At 41.6% G+C, this 16176-nt stretch carries 17 protein-coding genes; 8 read left to right on the top strand and 9 right to left on the bottom strand.

Annotation, left to right across the window (positions count from 1 at the left end; all coding sequences use genetic code 11):
• Positions 1 to 65 precede the first annotated feature (65 nt).
• From JG735_RS08705 to leuC, 6 genes are read right to left on the bottom strand one after another with little or no spacing between them, the layout of a single operon-like run.
• A complete protein-coding gene (locus JG735_RS08705) occupies positions 66 to 1259 on the bottom strand; it encodes an ABC transporter permease (RefSeq protein WP_201334682.1) in 1194 nt (397 codons plus the stop codon).
• Positions 1256 to 2497: an ABC transporter permease gene (locus JG735_RS08700; RefSeq protein WP_201334681.1), complete on the bottom strand. Its 1242-nt coding sequence runs from the start codon at positions 2495 to 2497 to the stop codon at positions 1256 to 1258. Before JG735_RS08700 ends, JG735_RS08705 begins: the two co-directional genes overlap by 4 nt.
• Positions 2427 to 3089, bottom strand: coding sequence for an ABC transporter ATP-binding protein (locus tag JG735_RS08695; protein ID WP_201334680.1), 663 nt, complete (start codon positions 3087 to 3089; stop codon positions 2427 to 2429). The genes JG735_RS08700 and JG735_RS08695 overlap by 71 nt, the downstream gene beginning before the upstream one ends.
• Positions 3079 to 4332 (bottom strand): efflux RND transporter periplasmic adaptor subunit, encoded by a 1254-nt coding sequence (locus tag JG735_RS08690; RefSeq protein ID WP_201334679.1) that lies wholly within the window; start codon positions 4330 to 4332, stop codon positions 3079 to 3081. Before JG735_RS08690 ends, JG735_RS08695 begins: the two co-directional genes overlap by 11 nt.
• Positions 4333 to 4352: 20 nt before the next feature.
• Entirely contained in the window at positions 4353 to 5045 is a 693-nt protein-coding gene (gene sfsA / locus JG735_RS08685; RefSeq protein WP_201334678.1) for a DNA/RNA nuclease SfsA, read from the bottom strand.
• On the bottom strand, positions 5042 to 6307 hold the full coding sequence (gene leuC, locus JG735_RS08680; protein WP_201334677.1) for a 3-isopropylmalate dehydratase large subunit: 1266 nt from the start codon (positions 6305 to 6307) through the stop codon (positions 5042 to 5044). Before leuC ends, sfsA begins: the two co-directional genes overlap by 4 nt.
• 53 nt (positions 6308 to 6360) lie before the next feature.
• Here leuC and JG735_RS08675 point away from each other — a divergent pair, with 53 nt between their 5' ends.
• From JG735_RS08675 to tpx, 7 genes are all read left to right on the top strand, one after another.
• The gene (locus JG735_RS08675; protein ID WP_201334676.1) at positions 6361 to 7671 is read left to right on the top strand and encodes an NFACT RNA binding domain-containing protein; all 1311 of its coding nucleotides are present in this window, start codon (positions 6361 to 6363) and stop codon (positions 7669 to 7671) included.
• 12 nt (positions 7672 to 7683) lie between these two features.
• Positions 7684 to 8433, top strand: coding sequence for a phosphatidate cytidylyltransferase (locus JG735_RS08670; RefSeq protein ID WP_201334675.1), 750 nt, complete (start codon positions 7684 to 7686; stop codon positions 8431 to 8433).
• Positions 8430 to 9494 (top strand): 1-deoxy-D-xylulose-5-phosphate reductoisomerase, encoded by a 1065-nt coding sequence (gene dxr / locus JG735_RS08665; RefSeq protein ID WP_201334674.1) that lies wholly within the window; start codon positions 8430 to 8432, stop codon positions 9492 to 9494. Before JG735_RS08670 ends, dxr begins: the two co-directional genes overlap by 4 nt.
• Positions 9478 to 10194 carry a hypothetical protein gene (locus JG735_RS08660; RefSeq protein ID WP_201334673.1) on the top strand — a complete coding sequence of 239 codons (717 nt, stop codon included), beginning with the start codon at positions 9478 to 9480 and terminating at the stop codon, positions 10192 to 10194. Before dxr ends, JG735_RS08660 begins: the two co-directional genes overlap by 17 nt.
• The gene (locus JG735_RS08655) at positions 10187 to 10744 is read left to right on the top strand and encodes an alpha/beta hydrolase (RefSeq protein ID WP_201334672.1); all 558 of its coding nucleotides are present in this window, start codon (positions 10187 to 10189) and stop codon (positions 10742 to 10744) included. The genes JG735_RS08660 and JG735_RS08655 overlap by 8 nt, the downstream gene beginning before the upstream one ends.
• Positions 10741 to 11730 carry a tRNA (adenosine(37)-N6)-threonylcarbamoyltransferase complex transferase subunit TsaD gene (gene tsaD / locus JG735_RS08650; RefSeq protein ID WP_201334671.1) on the top strand — a complete coding sequence of 330 codons (990 nt, stop codon included), beginning with the start codon at positions 10741 to 10743 and terminating at the stop codon, positions 11728 to 11730. Before JG735_RS08655 ends, tsaD begins: the two co-directional genes overlap by 4 nt.
• 124 nt (positions 11731 to 11854) lie before the next feature.
• Positions 11855 to 12370, top strand: a complete 516-nt coding sequence (tpx, locus tag JG735_RS08645; RefSeq protein WP_012083031.1) for a thiol peroxidase — start codon at positions 11855 to 11857, stop codon at positions 12368 to 12370.
• 19 nt (positions 12371 to 12389) lie between these two features.
• Here the strand turns inward: tpx and JG735_RS08640 are convergent, their stop codons facing one another.
• From JG735_RS08640 to JG735_RS08630, 3 genes are read right to left on the bottom strand one after another with little or no spacing between them, the layout of a single operon-like run.
• Positions 12390 to 13163 (bottom strand): UDP-N-acetylmuramate dehydrogenase, encoded by a 774-nt coding sequence (locus tag JG735_RS08640; RefSeq protein ID WP_201334670.1) that lies wholly within the window; start codon positions 13161 to 13163, stop codon positions 12390 to 12392.
• Complete coding sequence (locus JG735_RS08635; protein ID WP_201334669.1) at positions 13147 to 14172, bottom strand: GGDEF domain-containing protein; 1026 nt, start codon at positions 14170 to 14172, stop codon at positions 13147 to 13149. The genes JG735_RS08640 and JG735_RS08635 overlap by 17 nt, the downstream gene beginning before the upstream one ends.
• 20 nt (positions 14173 to 14192) lie before the next feature.
• Positions 14193 to 15056 carry a menaquinone biosynthesis family protein gene (locus JG735_RS08630; RefSeq protein ID WP_201334668.1) on the bottom strand — a complete coding sequence of 288 codons (864 nt, stop codon included), beginning with the start codon at positions 15054 to 15056 and terminating at the stop codon, positions 14193 to 14195.
• A gap of 77 nt (positions 15057 to 15133) precedes the next feature.
• Here JG735_RS08630 and recA point away from each other — a divergent pair, with 77 nt between their 5' ends.
• Positions 15134 to 16168 (top strand): recombinase RecA, encoded by a 1035-nt coding sequence (recA, locus tag JG735_RS08625; protein ID WP_201334667.1) that lies wholly within the window; start codon positions 15134 to 15136, stop codon positions 16166 to 16168.
• Positions 16169 to 16176 lie beyond the last annotated feature (8 nt).

The raw sequence follows: 16176 nt of genomic DNA, 5'->3' as shown, positions 1-16176 counted from the left end.
CAAAATCCGTTGGTTTTATACCAAACATTCTATCTTTTTAATGTGAGATGAAGAGCTATTATGCCTTAGCCCTCTTCATAGAGTTTGAGAATTTTCAGAGGTTCCAATGAGATGGCTTTGAAGGCCGGATAGAGGCTGGCAATGATACCAATAATTATAGAGAGCATCGTTGCTATAATCAATGTTTGAATAGGAATAAACCATGGCCAATGGGCGATATATTCGATAAGAAAAAGAAGAATCAGAGCAACTCCTGTGCCCAGTACCGCTCCTGCCATACTGAGTATCGTTGACTCTAGTAGAAATTGCCCAAAAATATCTGTTTTCCTGGCACCAACAACCCGCTTAATGGCTATCTCTATCACCCTTTCATAGACTGAAAGTGCCATTATGGCAATGATACCAAGGATACCTACACTATAGGCGATCGTGGCAACAATGATACTGAGGATAGAAAAAAGTTGTTCCATCTTTGTCGAAGTTGTACTGGCTACTTCGTATTCCATAACGCTAAAATCTTTTTTGCCGTGTCTTTTTTGTAAAAGATCGCTGATCTGCTTGATGAGAAATCTGTTTTGATCACTGCTTTTCGAGAGCACAAAAATACCATCGAGCCAGTTGCTTTTTGTAAGAAGCCTTTGCATTACACGTATAGGGATAAAAAGAGTGCTATCATAATCTTCCATACCGATATTGCCACGAGGAGCCAAGACTCCTCGAATCGCAAAAGGGATTTTTGCTATACATATATGTTGGCCAAGGGGACAGGAGGTGTCGAAAAAATCTTTTGTTGTTTGCGACCCTATCACAGCTACTTTTTGAAAGTCTGTAAAAGTTCCTCCGCATAAAAATGTAAAATCCAAAAGAGAAAAAAAAGCACTATCGACGCCTATGATCTCCCTTGGTTCCAGGCGCTTTTTGGTACTGACAGGCAACATCGCATTTTTCATCAAGGCTATACCTTCTACGCTTTCAATCTTGTCTCGGATCGCAACAGCATCACTTATTGTGAGTGTCTGAACATTGCCCAATGTAGCACTTTTATGGCCAAAAACGATTAAATCACCCGGTGCAATGACAATGAGCCGACTCCCAAATGTCCCAAGTTCTTGCAATGTCTTTTGTCGCATCGCTCCGCTGATACCACTCATGAGAACCAATGTCAGTACTCCAAGTGCAATGCCTGCGATGGCAATAGCGGTCCTTTTTTTGTTTCTTGCAAGATAAGCGTACAGTTCTTCTATGTAAAGCCATTTCATAGGCGTTGCCTCAATGCTTCTATCGGATTAAGTGATGCAGCCTCTTTGGCTGGAGATAAAGCGGCTAAAAACGCGGTGACAATAGAAAAAATAGTTGCTATGAAAAACGCTTTTATGGGATAGAGTACAGGAATTTGCAACAGAGGCAAGATATAATGCACACTCAAAAATCCAAAGAGTGTTCCAAGGAGTGCTCCCATCAGTGCGATTATAGAGGCTTCAAAAACAATACGAAGGAAAATATCTTTTTTGGTTGCACCGATTGCTCGCCGCAAACCAAGTTCCCACGCTCGTGTTTTGTTGTTGATAAGAAAGATATTGGAAAGGACAAAACCACTTACGAACAGTGCTGTGAAAGATGCTATGCCCAAAAAGAGCGTCAAAGATGTACTGAGCATCGAGAGAAACTTCATGATTTTTTGGGGTGTGATGAGAAAATAGTCATCGGGTTTGAGCGTTTTGTTTAAAATTGTCTGAATATCTTTCAAAACTCTTTTATAGTTGGCGTCACGGGAGACTTTTGCCACCATCGCAAATATTTTATGATATTCGTGCTGGATAAATTTTCTATATGTAGAGACAGGCATCATGATACGTTCATCCATGCTGTTGCCTCTGGGACTTTTCCCTCTTTTTTGATAGACACCAATAACCCAAAATGGCTCTTTCCCGATCAATAGGCTTTTTCCTAAAGGGTTTTTTCCTTGAAAAAACTCCTGGACAATGTCTTGTCCAACGACGACTACTTTGGAAAAATTTTGAAAATCTTTTGGCAAGAAAAACCGTCCCCATTTTGGCCTATATCCAAAATGTTCAAGCGTGCCCAGTGTAAAGCCTTCGACAAGTAGTTTTTTCCCAAAACTCTTCCGTTTTACGTTCACTTTTTTGACGTAGAAGTAGTCAAGACTTTTGATTCCATCTATTTTTTTGATGAGATTGTATTGATGAATGTCCAGTTTCATGGGAATGTGTCGAAAAGAGACGCGACTTCCAAAGCTCGAGCGTATCAAAATAGTGTCGCTCCCAAGCATGTCGATGATCTTTTTTGCTTTGAGTTGGCTGCCTTCGATGGCTGCTACAATGAAAACGAGTGAAGCAATGCCAAGAATAATTCCAAGCAGTGCAAAGAGTGTGCGCCCTTTATAGAAAAGAAGAAACGCGAAAAGATCACGTAGATAGAATCTGACCATCTTGTATCCGAATGATCCGTTGTGCATATCTGGCCATATTTTCATCATGGGTGACTACTATAACGGTACGCCCCTCTTTGTTGAGGTTTTTGAGAATCTCCATGACGATTGTGGCATTTTTGGTGTCCAGCTGACCCGTTGGCTCATCAGCGAGGATGATTTGGGGGTTGTTGATCAGTGCTCTTGCGATGGCGACGCGCTGTTTTTGACCTCCCGAGAGCTGTTCCGGATAAAAATCGATTCTATCGAGGAGTTGCAGTTTTTCAAGGAGTGCTTTTGCATCCTCTTTTGACTTAGAGGTTTTGGCGTAGAGTGTTGGTACCAGAACATTATCGAGAATAGTGAGATATGGAATGAGATAAAAAGCTTGAAAAATAAATCCAAACATGCTGTTTCGAAGATGTGAAAGTTCATCGTCGCTCAAGTTGGCTACATCTTGTCCATTGATACGATACTCTCCCATAGAGGGCTTATCGAGGCATCCTAAGATATAGAGCAGAGTTGATTTGCCACTTCCGCTGCTTCCCATGATGGCTACGAATTCGCCTTGTTCGACACAGAAACTTACATCCTTTAAAACCGTTGTTTCGATATCACCTGTGCGGTACTTTTTTATGATATGTTTACACTCAATGAGCACTCTTTGACTCCATCAAAACGATATCGCCTTCTTTGAGACCGGAAAGGATTTGTGTATAGTGTTCATCGGAAATCCCGGGTTGTACGCTCTGTTCTACCACTTTGCTATCCTTTTTGAGATAGACGAAAAAGTGTCCATTTTTGAATTTGACTGCTTGATTTGGGAGGCGAAGAACATTTTTAATGATTTGTACGATGATTTTGTTGTGTGTTGTCATTTCTGGCCGCAGCAACGAAGCATCGTTAAATGATTTGACAACACCTACATAGTAGACAACCCCGTTTTGAATCTCTGGTTGAGGATAGATTTGATCGATCTTTCCTTGAAAATCTTTTTTTCCAAAACTATCCACGTGAAAGAGGACATGCATACCTTTTTTTATTTTTGCTATGACAGTTTCGTCGATATAGATGCGATTTTCCAATCGATTTGGATCAAGAATCTTCGCAAACTGTGGAGCATTGAGTCCTGCGACTACCGTTTCGCCTTTTTGTGTAGAGATATAGGTGATGATTCCGTCAAAAGGGGCTTTGATTGTAGCGTAGCTGAGGCGGATTTTCGCTTGCTCCATTTTTGCTTTGGCAATTGCCGAATCGTGGATGAAGCTTTTTTGCATCTTTTCCAGGGCCAGTTGTGCTGCTTGGGCGTTGAGTTTGGCTTGTTGTAGGGCATTGAGAGCCTCTTCATAGTTTTTTTGTTTTCTGTATGCTTCGGTACAGACAGTTTTGTACTCTTTTTCGCTTATACTTTTTCTTTTTCGAAGTTGTTTTTTATTTTTGCATAGCCAGTTAGCCGTTTTGGCATCTGCTTTGGCAGCATCAAGTACAAGCTTTGCATTTTTGACAGAGAGTTTTGCTTTTTCAACCTCTTTTTGGAGACGTTCTATCTCTTTTGGATAGGTATCGAGTATTTTTTGTAGCTCCTCTTGAGCAATTTCAAGAGCTTTTTGGAGCTCTAGGTCATCGATTTTGGCGATAATGGTTCCTTTTTTGACAAAGTCTCCCACTTTGATCGGTTCATTTGTGACCATTCCAGTCACTCGTGCCCCAATTTTAACTTCCGCTCCCACTGAAGGTTTGATGACCCCTGTGGCTTCAACGCTTTGGATTACATCCCCTTTTGTAACCGTTACTTCAACGGTATGAAGGAGCTTGTTTCGATCTTTTTTATGTTGCCAAAGAAAAAGAAGTCCTACAAATAGTAGAATTGAGATAAAGAGTGCAAAGAGGATTTTTTTCATCATACCCATCCATTTTGTCTCAATTATATCTTATCATGACACAGTGTCAAAGGTCCATCAAAAACGAGATGCAAGGATGTATCGATTCGTATAAAAAAGCCTTTGAAACGAACACCTTTTTGGAGCGCTTCAAAAAATATTGTTTGAAATTCTAGATCCCGTGTCGGATGCGGTTTAAAGCATGCACATTTTCTCACGGCCATGATGAGGATATAGGCGTTGAAACCTTTTTCTTTTGCTTTGATGAGATCTTGTATATGCTTGACGCCTCTTGACGTTGGAGCATTGGGGAAGAGACAAAGATTGTCTTGGACGAGGCTGCATCCTTTGAGTTCGATGAACGCATCGTCTGCTTTGAAATCGAGCCTGCTGTTTTCAAAAAGTACTTCTGCTTGGAGTGTTTTTGGAATAAATCCCAAAACACCCTGCTTAATCGCTTTTTGTGCGATTGGGCGATGAAGTTTTGTGTTGATCAAAACCCATCCCTCTTCCATTTTGGCGGCTATCAAAGTGTAGTCGGACTTGAGACCTGGGCGGTTTTTGAGTAGAAGGAGGTCTCTGTTTGGTGTGAGGATCTCTTCAAGCCTTCCAGTATCGGCGATATGGACTTTTTTGACTTGATTATCAACAAAAGCAGTTGCCAAGAAGCGGTTTTGGCGCTTTATCAGCGAGCCGGTTGTCAGCTCGCCCAAGGTTGCAAGATCAAAGAGGATCACAGCTCTCTAGGATCTGCGATCTTGCCGGCTACGGCACTTGCAGCTGCAACTGCTGAGTTTGCTAAGTAAATTTCACTCGTTCTTGCGCCCATTCGTCCAACGAAGTTCCTGTTTGTAGTACTTACACACCGCTCGTTGTCAGCCAAAATTCCCATATATCCCCCAAGGCATGCTCCACATGTAGGATTACTTACAACTGCTCCGGCGTCAATAAGTATATCGATATAACCTCGTTTTTCTGCTTCTTTAAGGATCTTTTGCGTTGCAGGAGTGACGATCATTCGTGTATGGCGTGCTACTTTGCGTCCCTTTAAGATCTCAGCCGCTATTGCAATATCACTTAATCTACCATTGGTACAGCTTCCGATAAAGACTTGATCCACTTTGAGATCCATCTTTGCGGCTTCACTGATAGGACGGCCGTTGCTTGGAAGGTGCGGAAAGGCGATCACTGGCTCAAGATTGTTCACATCGATTTCGATTACTTGCTCATATTCAGCATCCTCGTCGCTATAGTGGATTTTTGGTTCGCGCGCGAGGGGCTTATCGGCCAAGAAGGCTTTTGTTACTTCATCAACGGCAATGATTCCGTTTTTCGCTCCCGCTTCGATGGCCATATTGCAAAGACTAAATCGTCCATCCATATCGAGATTTTCTATCGTGTCACCTGTAAATTCAAGTGCTTTATAAAGCGCTCCATCTACGCCGATTCTACGGATAAGCTCCAAAATGAGGTCTTTTCCGTATACATACTTACCAAGTTTTCCGGTGTAGACTACTTTGATTGATGGTGGTACTTTAAACCAGTTTTTGCCCGTGATCATCCCATATGCCAGGTCCGTACTTCCCATTCCAGTAGCAAAGGCTCCAAGAGCTCCATGGGTACAGGTATGCGAGTCTGCGCCGATGATCACATCACCCGGAACCACAAGTCCTTTTTCAGGCAAAAGGGCGTGTTCGATCCCCATGTCCTTTTCATCAAAAAAGTGTTTGAGGTTATGCTCATAGGCAAACTCTCGGCTTATTTTTGCCTGGTTTGCGCTCGCGATATCTTTTGCCGGGATAAAATGGTCAAGCACAATGGCAAAATTGTCCGGTTTTGCTAGTTTTTTAGCACCACTTTCACGAAACGCTTTGATGGAAATTGGCGTAGTGATATCGTTTCCGATGATCATATCAAGTTCACATTCGACTATCTCTCCCGCTTTGACCTTTCGTCCTACATGTTCGCTAAAGATTTTTTCTGTAATCGTTTGACCCATTATGCGCCTTTAAAAGAGTTTTTGCTATTTTATCAAAAAAGATTGAGGCGGCAATGAAATATAAAGAGTTACGGGAGATCGTAAAGTATCTCAAGCATTTTCGACATCTCAATGATATCGCTCGGGTTGATGATAATGTTTTGCGGGCTGTTTTTGATAAAGAGGAGATCTTTTTTGATCTCAATCGCAGTAAAAATCTTATTTATATGCGGGATGACTTTGTAAAAACAAGGTTTTACAACGCTCCTTTTGACAAAATGCTTGCGAAAAAGTGCAAAAAAAGTCTCATTGAAAGAATAGAACTTGACGAGAATGATAAAATTGTTCGCATATACTGCAGGAAAAAAGGTTCCTATAAAGAAGAGTCAGCCATTTTACAGCTTGAATTTACCGGGCGCCATGCAAATGCGATCATTTTGGATGAAAAAGAAAATGTTTTAGAAGCGCTGCATCATGATTTTCATCGAGATATCAAGCCCGGTCGTCCACTTTTACCTTTGACGCCACCCAAAAAGCTTGATAGAAGTGAACTGCATATCGAAGATATGAAAAACTATTTGCTGGACATTTATAAAGAGGCGCTGGCAAAACGTCTGCAGATTGCAAAAACATCGAAACTCTTGCAGCTTCAAAAGCAAAAAGAAAAACTCCAACAGCTTCTACAAAATCTTGATCAAGAAAGTACACTTTTGCATGAAGCGAATGAAGAGGAGAAAAAAGGGCAGATTGTACTGGCAAATCTTCATACAATCAAACCATATCAACGGGTATATGAAGGAAGCGATTTTGAAGGCAATGCCATACGCTTTGAACTGCCCCAAGAAGCAAAAAGTGCTGCAATGATGAGTGATCTCTTTTTCAAGCGTGCAAAGAAGCTTCGTCAAAAAGCGCAAAATATCCATATCCAAAGAGAAAATATCCAAGAAAAGCTGGACTTTTTGGAAAAGAAAGCCAATCTTGTGAGAAATGCCAAAAAAGTGGAAGATATAGAACTGCTTTTTAGCAAAAGTGCCAAAAAAGAGTCCAAAAAGGATAAAAACTACGAAAGGTTCAATATTGCTGGCTATGATGTCTATATAGGCAAAAATAAAAAAGGTAATATAGAGCTTTTGAAAAAAGCAAAAGCGAGTGATGTTTGGATGCATCTCAAAGATATGCCATCTGCCCATGTGATTATCTCGACAAACAAACAAAACGTACCTATGGAAGTGCTGGAGCAAGCGGCGAAACTGTGTGCGAGTTTCAGTGTCAAACATCCCGGCAGTTACAATATAGACTATACCCAAAGGCGAAACGTCAAGCCAAAAGAGGGAGCAAACGTGGAGTATGTGAAATATAAGACGATCCGTGTTACAATTGAATAAAAAAGGGATTGAATGAGTGAATTTGCCAAACGAATGGTAACGGGAGCGGTTTTAATCGCTGTTGTCGCTCTTGTTGCCTGGATCGATAGTTTTTTTCTCACATGGCTCTTTTTTGGCATAATCTTTTTGCTTGCATTTTATGAAGCGATGCGACTGTATGGAATGCAAAACTACAATTCTCTCTATTTTTGGGCATTTTTTACCTGGATTGTCGCATCATTCTACCCCAACCCTGATGATCTCTTCTTTTTGGTTGCACTTGTTTTTGCCGGCTACGAAGCCTTTACGCAGGACAGGGATCCAAAGAAGTTTTTGCCTTTTCTCTATCCAATGGCCTCCTTTCTATTTTTGCTCTCTTTGTACCACGATTTTGGCATGGAAGCGCTTGTATGGCTTGTCATCGTTGTGGCTTTGACCGATGTAGGAGCCTACTTTACAGGCCGTGCTATCGGCAAACACCCTTTTTGCAAAACCTCTCCCAAAAAGACATGGGAGGGTGTCTTTGGTGGGGTAGTCATCGCCACAATTTTTGGAAGCTGGTATGGAGTACAACTGGTGGAGTTGTGGCAATCTATCGTGATATCGCTCTTGGCTTCATTTGCTGGCGTTTTTGGGGATCTTTTTGAGAGCTATCTCAAAAGAAGAGCCGGTGTCAAAGATAGTGGCAATATTTTGCCGGGTCATGGGGGGATCCTTGATCGAGTGGATGGATATCTGTTTGCAGCACCGACAATGGTGATACTGCTTCGAGGACTGCTATGAAAATTGCACTTTTAGGCTCTACTGGTTCAATTGGAACAAATACACTAAAAATTTGTGAGCAGTTTGGAATAGATGTTGAAGTACTGGTTGCCGGAAACAATATTGAGCTTTTGAAAAAGCAAGTAAATGCATTTCATCCAAAAATCGTTGTAACTGCCAAGCCTTGCGATATAGAAGCTCCTGTCGTTTTGCGTGGAGAAGAGGGTATCATAGAGGCCATTGAAAGAAGTGACAGTGAGCTGGTAGTCAATGCACTGGTTGGATTTTTGGGACTTCGACCCACACTCAAAGCTATCGAACTTGGCAAACGAGTGGCCTTGGCCAACAAAGAGTCGCTTGTTGTGGCGGGAAAATTTATCGATACCTCCAAAATCACGCCGATCGATAGTGAGCATTTTGGACTCTGGTACCTTTTGCAAAACAGTTTCAAACCAAAACGACTCATTTTGACGGCCAGCGGCGGGGCTTTTCGCGACTGGAAGATAGAAAAGATTGCGAGCGCTACACTGCAGGATGCCTTGAAACATCCCAACTGGAGTATGGGAACGAAAATCACCATCGACAGCGCTACGATGGCCAACAAGCTTTTTGAAGTTTTGGAAGCCTACTGGCTTTTTGGATGTGACAATATTGATGGCGTAATTGAGCCGAGCTCGATTGTTCATGGAATTGTGGAATTTATAGACGGCAGCACCACGTTTCATGCGAGCATACCCGATATGAAACTCCCCATTGCCTATGCTCTTGGTATCAGCAATCAGCCAATCTTGGAATCTGTAGATATTTTTAAGATAAAGACAGCCTTTGAGCCAATTGACCAAAAACGTTATCCTATATGGCAGATAAAAGAGCAGCTTCTCAAGCGCCCTGAACTTGGTGTTGTAGTCAATGCAGCGAACGAAGCGGCAATCGAACAGTTTATCGAAGGTAAGAAAGCGTTTGGATTTATTGCAGAGGCTGTTTTGCGAAGTATGGACAAATTTTTCGATGTGCAAACAGAAAATATCGATGCCATATTTACAATCGATTCAGAGGTACGAAACTATGTTCAGACTCTTTAATCTTGTATTGATCGTTTTGTTATTTGGTGGTTGTATGGAGAGTACGCAAAAACTTGATCAAAAAAAAGATGAGCTTTTGGAAAGGAAAGCGAGAATTGAAGCTAGGCTTGAAAAGGCTAGAGAAGAAGCGGATAAGCAAAAAGAGCTGGCACTCACAAAGATGCAGCAAGAGATAGAAAAACTGGCGCTGCAAAGAAGCAAAAATGAAGCCCAAAAAGAGGTGGAAATAGCAAGAATCAAAGCAAAACAGGCTCTGGAACTCCAAAAAATTGAGCAAGCCTATAAACTCAAAGAGCTTGAACTCAAAAAGCAAAAAGAGCTTTTGGAACTGCAAAATCAAAAGATTATCGCACAAAAAGAGCTTGAACTCAAAAAGCAGTTTTTGCTTTTTTCTTTGATCGCACTGGTGATCATATTAGTTGTAGTTTTAATCGTGCTGTACTTTTACAAAAAGAGAAAAGACAAACTTATCGCCTATCACGACAATTTGGAAAAATATTTTCGTCTCAAAGAGAACGAAGCGAAAGTGGCAATCGCCAATAAGATCATTGATACGATCGCAGAAGGAAAACTCACACCCGAGCAAGAGCAACGCTTGCTTGGCGTACTCAAAGGAGAGACGAAAGAGCTTCCAAAAGAGATAGAGAACAAAAAAGAGGAACCGATAGAGGCAGAAGTTGAGGAGAAAAAGGATGGATAGGTTTTTGATTTTACACGGATGGGGAGGAAGCGACTATCCCCACTGGCAAAGCTGGCTGGCTGGTGAACTGGCCAAAGAGTATGGAACGGTTAGTTTTCCCCTTATCCATCATCCTCACCATCCTAATAAAAGCAAATGGATGAGCCAGTTCAAGAAACATGTACAAAATTTTAAGCCAACAACCGTAATATGTCATTCACTTGCGTGTACCGTATGGATGGCGCTGTGCGAAGAGGGAGAGATTGAAGAGGTTGAGCGGTTACTCCTTGTGGCACCTCCAAGCAAGCATACCGATATAAAACTTCTAGAGCAGTTTTTCCCACACGTTTTACCTAAAAACCTTTTTGCAAAAGAGGTACAGTTGGTGGTTTCGACGAACGACCCATACCTACGCCTTGAAGAGGCCCACCATTTGCAAAACCATTTCGGTTGCGAGATGCTCATTTTGCAAGATGCAGGGCATATCAATGAAAAAAGCGGTTATGGCAAGTGGCCATGGGTACTGGAGTGGGCCAAAAGAGACCCCAGTATTGTATCGGAGCCGATATGATTTTGAGTATCGAAAGCAGTTGTGACGATAGCTCTATCGCTATAACAAGGATTAAAGATTATAAACTTCTATTTCACAAAAAAATATCCCAGGAACTTGCACACAGCGAGTATGGAGGAGTAGTCCCAGAGCTTGCAAGCAGGCTCCATGCCGAGGCATTGCCGAAAATTTTGGAAGAGGCAAAAGAGTTTTTACCGCACATCAAAGCGATTGCTGTTACCAATGAGCCTGGACTTTCTGTGACACTACTTGAGGGGATCATAATGGCAAAGGCGCTTCATTTGGCCCTGAATGTGCCGCTTATTAGCGTCAATCACCTCATCGGTCACGTCTATTCGCTTTTTATCGAAAAAGAGGCTGTTTTGCCAAAAATGGTACTCCTTGTCAGTGGAGGCCATACGATGATACTTGATGTCAAAGGGTATAAAGATATCAAGGTTTTGGCAACGACACTGGATGACAGTTTTGGAGAGAGTTTCGATAAGGTGGCGAAGATGATGGGGCTTGGATACCCTGGAGGGCCTGTCATCGAAAAACTGGCTCAAAAGGGTGATGCAAATAGATTTGATTTCCCAATTCCACTCAAAAATGCAAAAGAGTTGGCCTTTAGCTATTCAGGTTTGAAAAATGCCGTGCGCCTGGCACTGAGTGAGATGGAAAATCTCAGTCAACAAGATATGGCGGATATCGCTGCCTCTTTTCAAAAAGCGGCAATTGCCCATCTTTTGCAAAAAACGAAAAAAGCGTGTGAAATCTACAAACCTTCTGATTTTGCCATTGTTGGAGGAGCCAGTGCAAATATGGCACTTCGCCAAACTTTTGAGAAAGAGTGCGAAAAAAGGGGTATTCCTATCACTTTTGCAAAACTTGAATTTTGCAGTGATAACGCTGCGATGATTGGAAGAGCGGCAGTGGAAGCGTTTTTGATGAACGATTTTACCGATATGGATGCTCTTGTTGCCATTCCAAGAAGCTGCTTTGTGTAAAAAGGTAACATATTGGCCGCCATTCTCTCTTCAAAGAAAAAATGAGAGAAAATTTGTCTTATTTGAGCTATAATTTCTTTATGAGCATCTGCTCCAAAATAAAAAATGAAAAAGGAGGTTGCATATGGCAACTGTTACACTAAAAGGAAATCCAGTAAATTTGGAAGGAAATGAAGTAAACGTAGGAGATAAAGCTCCTGAGGCTACTGTTGTTACAACAGGTCTTGAAGAGAAAAAAGTGGGTGGTGCACAAGGGAACGTACAGATGATCGTTGTAGTTCCATCTCTTGACACTCCAGTGTGTGCTACTGAAACAAGAAAATTCAACGAAGAAGCTTCAAACATTGAAGGCGTTGATGTTACTGTAGTATCCATGGACCTTCCGTTCGCAAGCAAAAGATTCTGTTCGACTGAAGGTGTTGAAAACCTAACTGTTGCAAGTGACTATAGAAACAGAGATTTTGGTGAAAAATATGGCGTTGTGATTGCAGAAGGGCCACTCAAAGGAATCCTTGCAAGAGCAATTTTCATTATCGATAAAGACGGAAATGTTGTGTATAAACAGCTTGTTCCAGAAATCACTGAAGAGCCAAACTACGAAGAGGCTTTGGAAGCTGCAAAAAAAGCGGCAGCTGCATAAAACTTTAGGGGTTTTTCCCCTAAACGATGATCACTTCTTCTTCTAAAACAATTCCATATTTTTGTAAAACTTTCTCTTTTGCGATCGTGATGAGTTTCACTGCTTCTGCAAAGGTACCTTTGCCGTAATTGATCAAAAAATTGGCATGTACAGGACTAAAAGCCATATCACCGATCCGCTTGCCTTTAAGACCTACAGCTTCAATAAGCCTTCCAGCATATTCACCAGGTGGATTTTTAAAAACACTTCCAGCACTTGGCTCCTTTGGCTGATTGGATCGAAGTGACAGCAGTTTTTGGCGAAGAGCTTCATCATAGCCTTTTTCGATATGAAACACCGCTTCATAGATAATGGTGTTGATACTACTTTTTCGGTAGCTTAAACCAAGAGCCTTTGCTGGAAGAAAGCCTTTAGCTGTTTCGATACCTAGCAAAAGGTTTTTTATTTCATACTCCTTGACACCCGCATTCATCTTCACGGCACCCCCGATGGTTCCGGGAAGCTTGCTCAAAAACTCAAATCCGCCAATATCATGTTTTTTGCAAAAAGAGACTACTTTTCCGGTTGGTGTTGCAGCACCAATTTTGAGTTTGTCCCCATCGATTCGGATATAGTCGAAAGCTTTTGAGAGACTGGCGAGTCTTGGAGGATTTTGTGAGACTAAAAGATTGTTGGCTCCGCCGATCAAAAAGTACTCTTCAAATTTTGGATCGATCTGTTCAATCAGCTCGACATCTGCTATGGGGCCTATTTTAATGGAACTATACTTGGCAAAATCAATTTTTTTCTTCATAAACCTCGATCCGATCTCGTCCACGCTCTTTAGCACGATACAGTGCTTTATCCGCTTGTACCAGTAGCTGTTGCAAATTGGTGTCTTCATGGGGTTTTGAAAAAGCTATGCCAATGCTGACACTGAGGTTGTTTGATGGAGCGACCTCAATTTTTCGAATATTTTCTAAAATTTTGTTGGCTATGAATCGTACGTTGTTCAAATTTTCATCGATGATACATACGGCAAACTCTTCGCCACCCATACGTGCGACGATGTCGTACCCCCGCAAACTCTTTTGTAAAATTTTGGCGAAACTGGTAAGAATCTCATCACCTTTGGCATGACCAAATTGGTCATTGATCTGCTTAAAATGGTCTAAGTCTATGGAAAGCAGGGCGATTGGAAGAGATTTGCGTTTTGCCAGATTGATCTTTTTCGTGCACTCTTCGAAAAAAAAACGGCGATTATAGAGCTGAGTCAAGGGATCTGTTGTAGAGAGTTTGTAAAGATTTTCAGTAATTTGTTGATATTTTTGTGCAAATTCGAATAGTTTCTGTTCTATAATCCATCCAAAAAGAGCTGCAGCAATAATAGAAAGATATATGGAAGCTTGTATGTACGGAATAGTGGTGTGAAAAAGTGATATTGCAGCAGCCAAAGTGATGAAAGTGATGAGTGTACCAATTTTCAACCTGGCAAGAATCATGGCTGACATGGCGATAGGAGGATACCAAACAATAGCATAAGGATTAAACTCATACTTGGTGACAAAATAGACAAGCGAGATTAAAATTATATAGTTGCCGATCAAAAAAAGTGACAAAAACTCTAATTTCTTTTCGAAAAGAAAAAGCGTTATACCAAGAGTTATAAGAGCGAAAAAATCGAATACTAGAAAGGAACTAAGATGTTTAGAGTGTGATAGTGTGTGGATAAAAATACTGGTGATGATAACGACGATAGTAAGAATGATAGAAAATTTAATTATTTTGTTACGAAAATCTTTTAGTAAATCATATTGTTTCATATTATGCATTGTAAAGTGTCTCAACTGAATCTAAGCTTTTTATACTCGGTGGGAATGAGAAAATCTTTTGTGCGAATGGGACAGTCATACAACCCATGTTCATACCCTATGGCAAAGAGGGTATCAAGCGCTTCATATTGCGTTTCATTCATTTCGATAGAGTGTTCATTGGCATAAAGGCTCAGATATTTTTCGAGCTGCTTGTCATCCACGCGAACGAGATTTCTCTCTAGAAGCATACGGGAAAGGAGTTTGCCGTGATTATGGGCGACTTCCACGGCTTTGATAAGCATCCTTTCGCTTTCAATCGCTTTATTGAGGGGGATGGAACGTCTTAAAGCCATACCGCCAAGAGGCAATGGCAGCTCCTTTTTGGCTAGCTCTATCCAGATATCCCAAATTTCCCTTTCTACTTCCAGGCTCTCATCAAAATCCAAAATCGACTCGTGAATAAGTACGCCCGCATCTACTTTTCCATCCAAAACAGCTTGTTCAATCTCTAAAAAATTCATATAAACCGGTCTTGCTTCAGGATAGGCGATACGAAAGAGCATGGCGTTGGTGGTGTATCGGCCGCTCAAGGCCACCTTGAAATTTTTTTTGAGTCGTTTGCCCTTTTTTTTGATTAGTTTCGGTCCATACTCTTGTCCGAAGCTAACCGCTGTTTTCAAAAGAGCATATTCGTTTCTGATTTTTGGATAGAGCGCAAAGCTGATAGCGGTAATATCGTAAAAATTTTCCAAGGCTTTTTCATTGAGGGTTTCAATATCGAGGGCTATGTTTTCAAACCTGATCTCTTTGGAGCTGATCCAGCCAAATTTGATGGCATAGAACATAAAGATATCATCTGCATCGGGTGAGTGGGCGACGGTATAGGTGGACATTAGAGCCTTTCTAAAATTTTTATGGATATTTTACTTAAAAAAAGCTAAAATGTTCAAAAATATTTCAAGAGGGGTCTATGGATACGAATAAACAAAAAGCATTGGATCTTGCTATCAAACAGATCGATAAAGCTTTTGGCAAAGGAGCGCTTGTCAAGCTTGGTGACAAGCAGATTGAGCCGATCGAATCGATCTCAACCGGTTCGCTGGGGCTTGATCTTGCACTTGGAATAGGAGGTGTTCCAAAGGGTAGGATCGTCGAGATATATGGGCCCGAGAGTTCTGGGAAGACCACATTGGCTCTTCAAATCATCGCAGAAGCGCAGAAAAAAGGCGGTGTAACCGCTTTCATCGATGCAGAGCACGCTCTTGATGTTTTATATGCGAAAAATCTTGGTGTCGATATCGACAATCTTTTAGTTTCGCAACCAGATTTTGGAGAGCAAGCTCTCGATATCGTAGAAACCATTGCACGAAGTGGAGCAGTGGATGTGATCGTTATCGACTCCGTAGCGGCTTTGACACCAAAAGCGGAGATCGAAGGGGAGATGGGAGATTCCCATATGGGTCTTCAGGCAAGACTCATGAGCCAGGCACTTCGAAAACTCACCGGCGTTGTTCATAAGATGGATACAACCGTTATATTCATCAACCAGATTCGTATGAAAATAGGTGCTATGGGGTATGGTACGCCTGAAACAACAACAGGTGGGAATGCCCTCAAATTCTATGCTTCTGTGCGAATCGATGTACGTAGAATTGCCACTTTGAAACAGGGTGAAAGTCAAATAGGAAATAGGGTACGTGCAAAAGTGGTGAAAAACAAGGTAGCCCCACCATTTAGACAGGCAGAATTTGACATCATGTTTGGTGAAGGCATTAGCAAAGAAGGGGAGCTCATCGATTATGGTGTGAAGATGGACATCATCGATAAAAGCGGAAGCTGGTTCAGTTATAAAGATATGAAACTGGGGCAAGGTAGAGAAAACGCTAAAGCCTATCTCAAAGAGCATCCCGAAGTTGCGCAGGAGATCGAAAATGAGATCAGGCGGGCCATGGGGATGGATGATAGCGTCATGATGGTTCCAGAAAATGAAATGAGTGAAGAATAAAGGAGAAT

It is taken from the genome of Nitratiruptor sp. YY08-10, assembly GCF_016629565.1.
Lineage (GTDB): Bacteria > Campylobacterota > Campylobacteria > Campylobacterales > Nitratiruptoraceae > Nitratiruptor.
The sequence above is the reverse complement of the archived record's forward strand: the minus strand, read 5'-3'. Positions and strand labels throughout refer to the sequence as shown.

Excerpts from the sequence above, each read along its gene's own strand:
- tsaD (WP_201334671.1), top strand. The coding sequence starts at position 10,741 with ATGATTTTGAGTATCGAAAGCAGTTGTGACGATAGCTCTATCGCTATA.
- tpx (WP_012083031.1), top strand. The coding sequence starts at position 11,855 with ATGGCAACTGTTACACTAAAAGGAAATCCAGTAAATTTGGAAGGAAAT.
- leuC (WP_201334677.1), bottom strand. The coding sequence starts at position 6,307 with ATGGGTCAAACGATTACAGAAAAAATCTTTAGCGAACATGTAGGACGA.
- JG735_RS08630 (WP_201334668.1), bottom strand. The coding sequence starts at position 15,056 with ATGTCCACCTATACCGTCGCCCACTCACCCGATGCAGATGATATCTTT.
- JG735_RS08635 (WP_201334669.1), bottom strand. The coding sequence starts at position 14,172 with ATGAAACAATATGATTTACTAAAAGATTTTCGTAACAAAATAATTAAA.
- JG735_RS08690 (WP_201334679.1), bottom strand. The coding sequence starts at position 4,332 with ATGATGAAAAAAATCCTCTTTGCACTCTTTATCTCAATTCTACTATTT.
- JG735_RS08655 (WP_201334672.1), top strand. The coding sequence starts at position 10,187 with ATGGATAGGTTTTTGATTTTACACGGATGGGGAGGAAGCGACTATCCC.
- JG735_RS08640 (WP_201334670.1), bottom strand. The coding sequence starts at position 13,163 with ATGAAGAAAAAAATTGATTTTGCCAAGTATAGTTCCATTAAAATAGGC.
- JG735_RS08660 (WP_201334673.1), top strand. The coding sequence starts at position 9,478 with ATGTTCAGACTCTTTAATCTTGTATTGATCGTTTTGTTATTTGGTGGT.
- JG735_RS08670 (WP_201334675.1), top strand. The coding sequence starts at position 7,684 with ATGAGTGAATTTGCCAAACGAATGGTAACGGGAGCGGTTTTAATCGCT.
- recA (WP_201334667.1), top strand. The coding sequence starts at position 15,134 with ATGGATACGAATAAACAAAAAGCATTGGATCTTGCTATCAAACAGATC.
- JG735_RS08705 (WP_201334682.1), bottom strand. The coding sequence starts at position 1,259 with ATGAAATGGCTTTACATAGAAGAACTGTACGCTTATCTTGCAAGAAAC.
- JG735_RS08700 (WP_201334681.1), bottom strand. The coding sequence starts at position 2,497 with ATGATGAAAATATGGCCAGATATGCACAACGGATCATTCGGATACAAG.
- dxr (WP_201334674.1), top strand. The coding sequence starts at position 8,430 with ATGAAAATTGCACTTTTAGGCTCTACTGGTTCAATTGGAACAAATACA.
- JG735_RS08675 (WP_201334676.1), top strand. The coding sequence starts at position 6,361 with ATGAAATATAAAGAGTTACGGGAGATCGTAAAGTATCTCAAGCATTTT.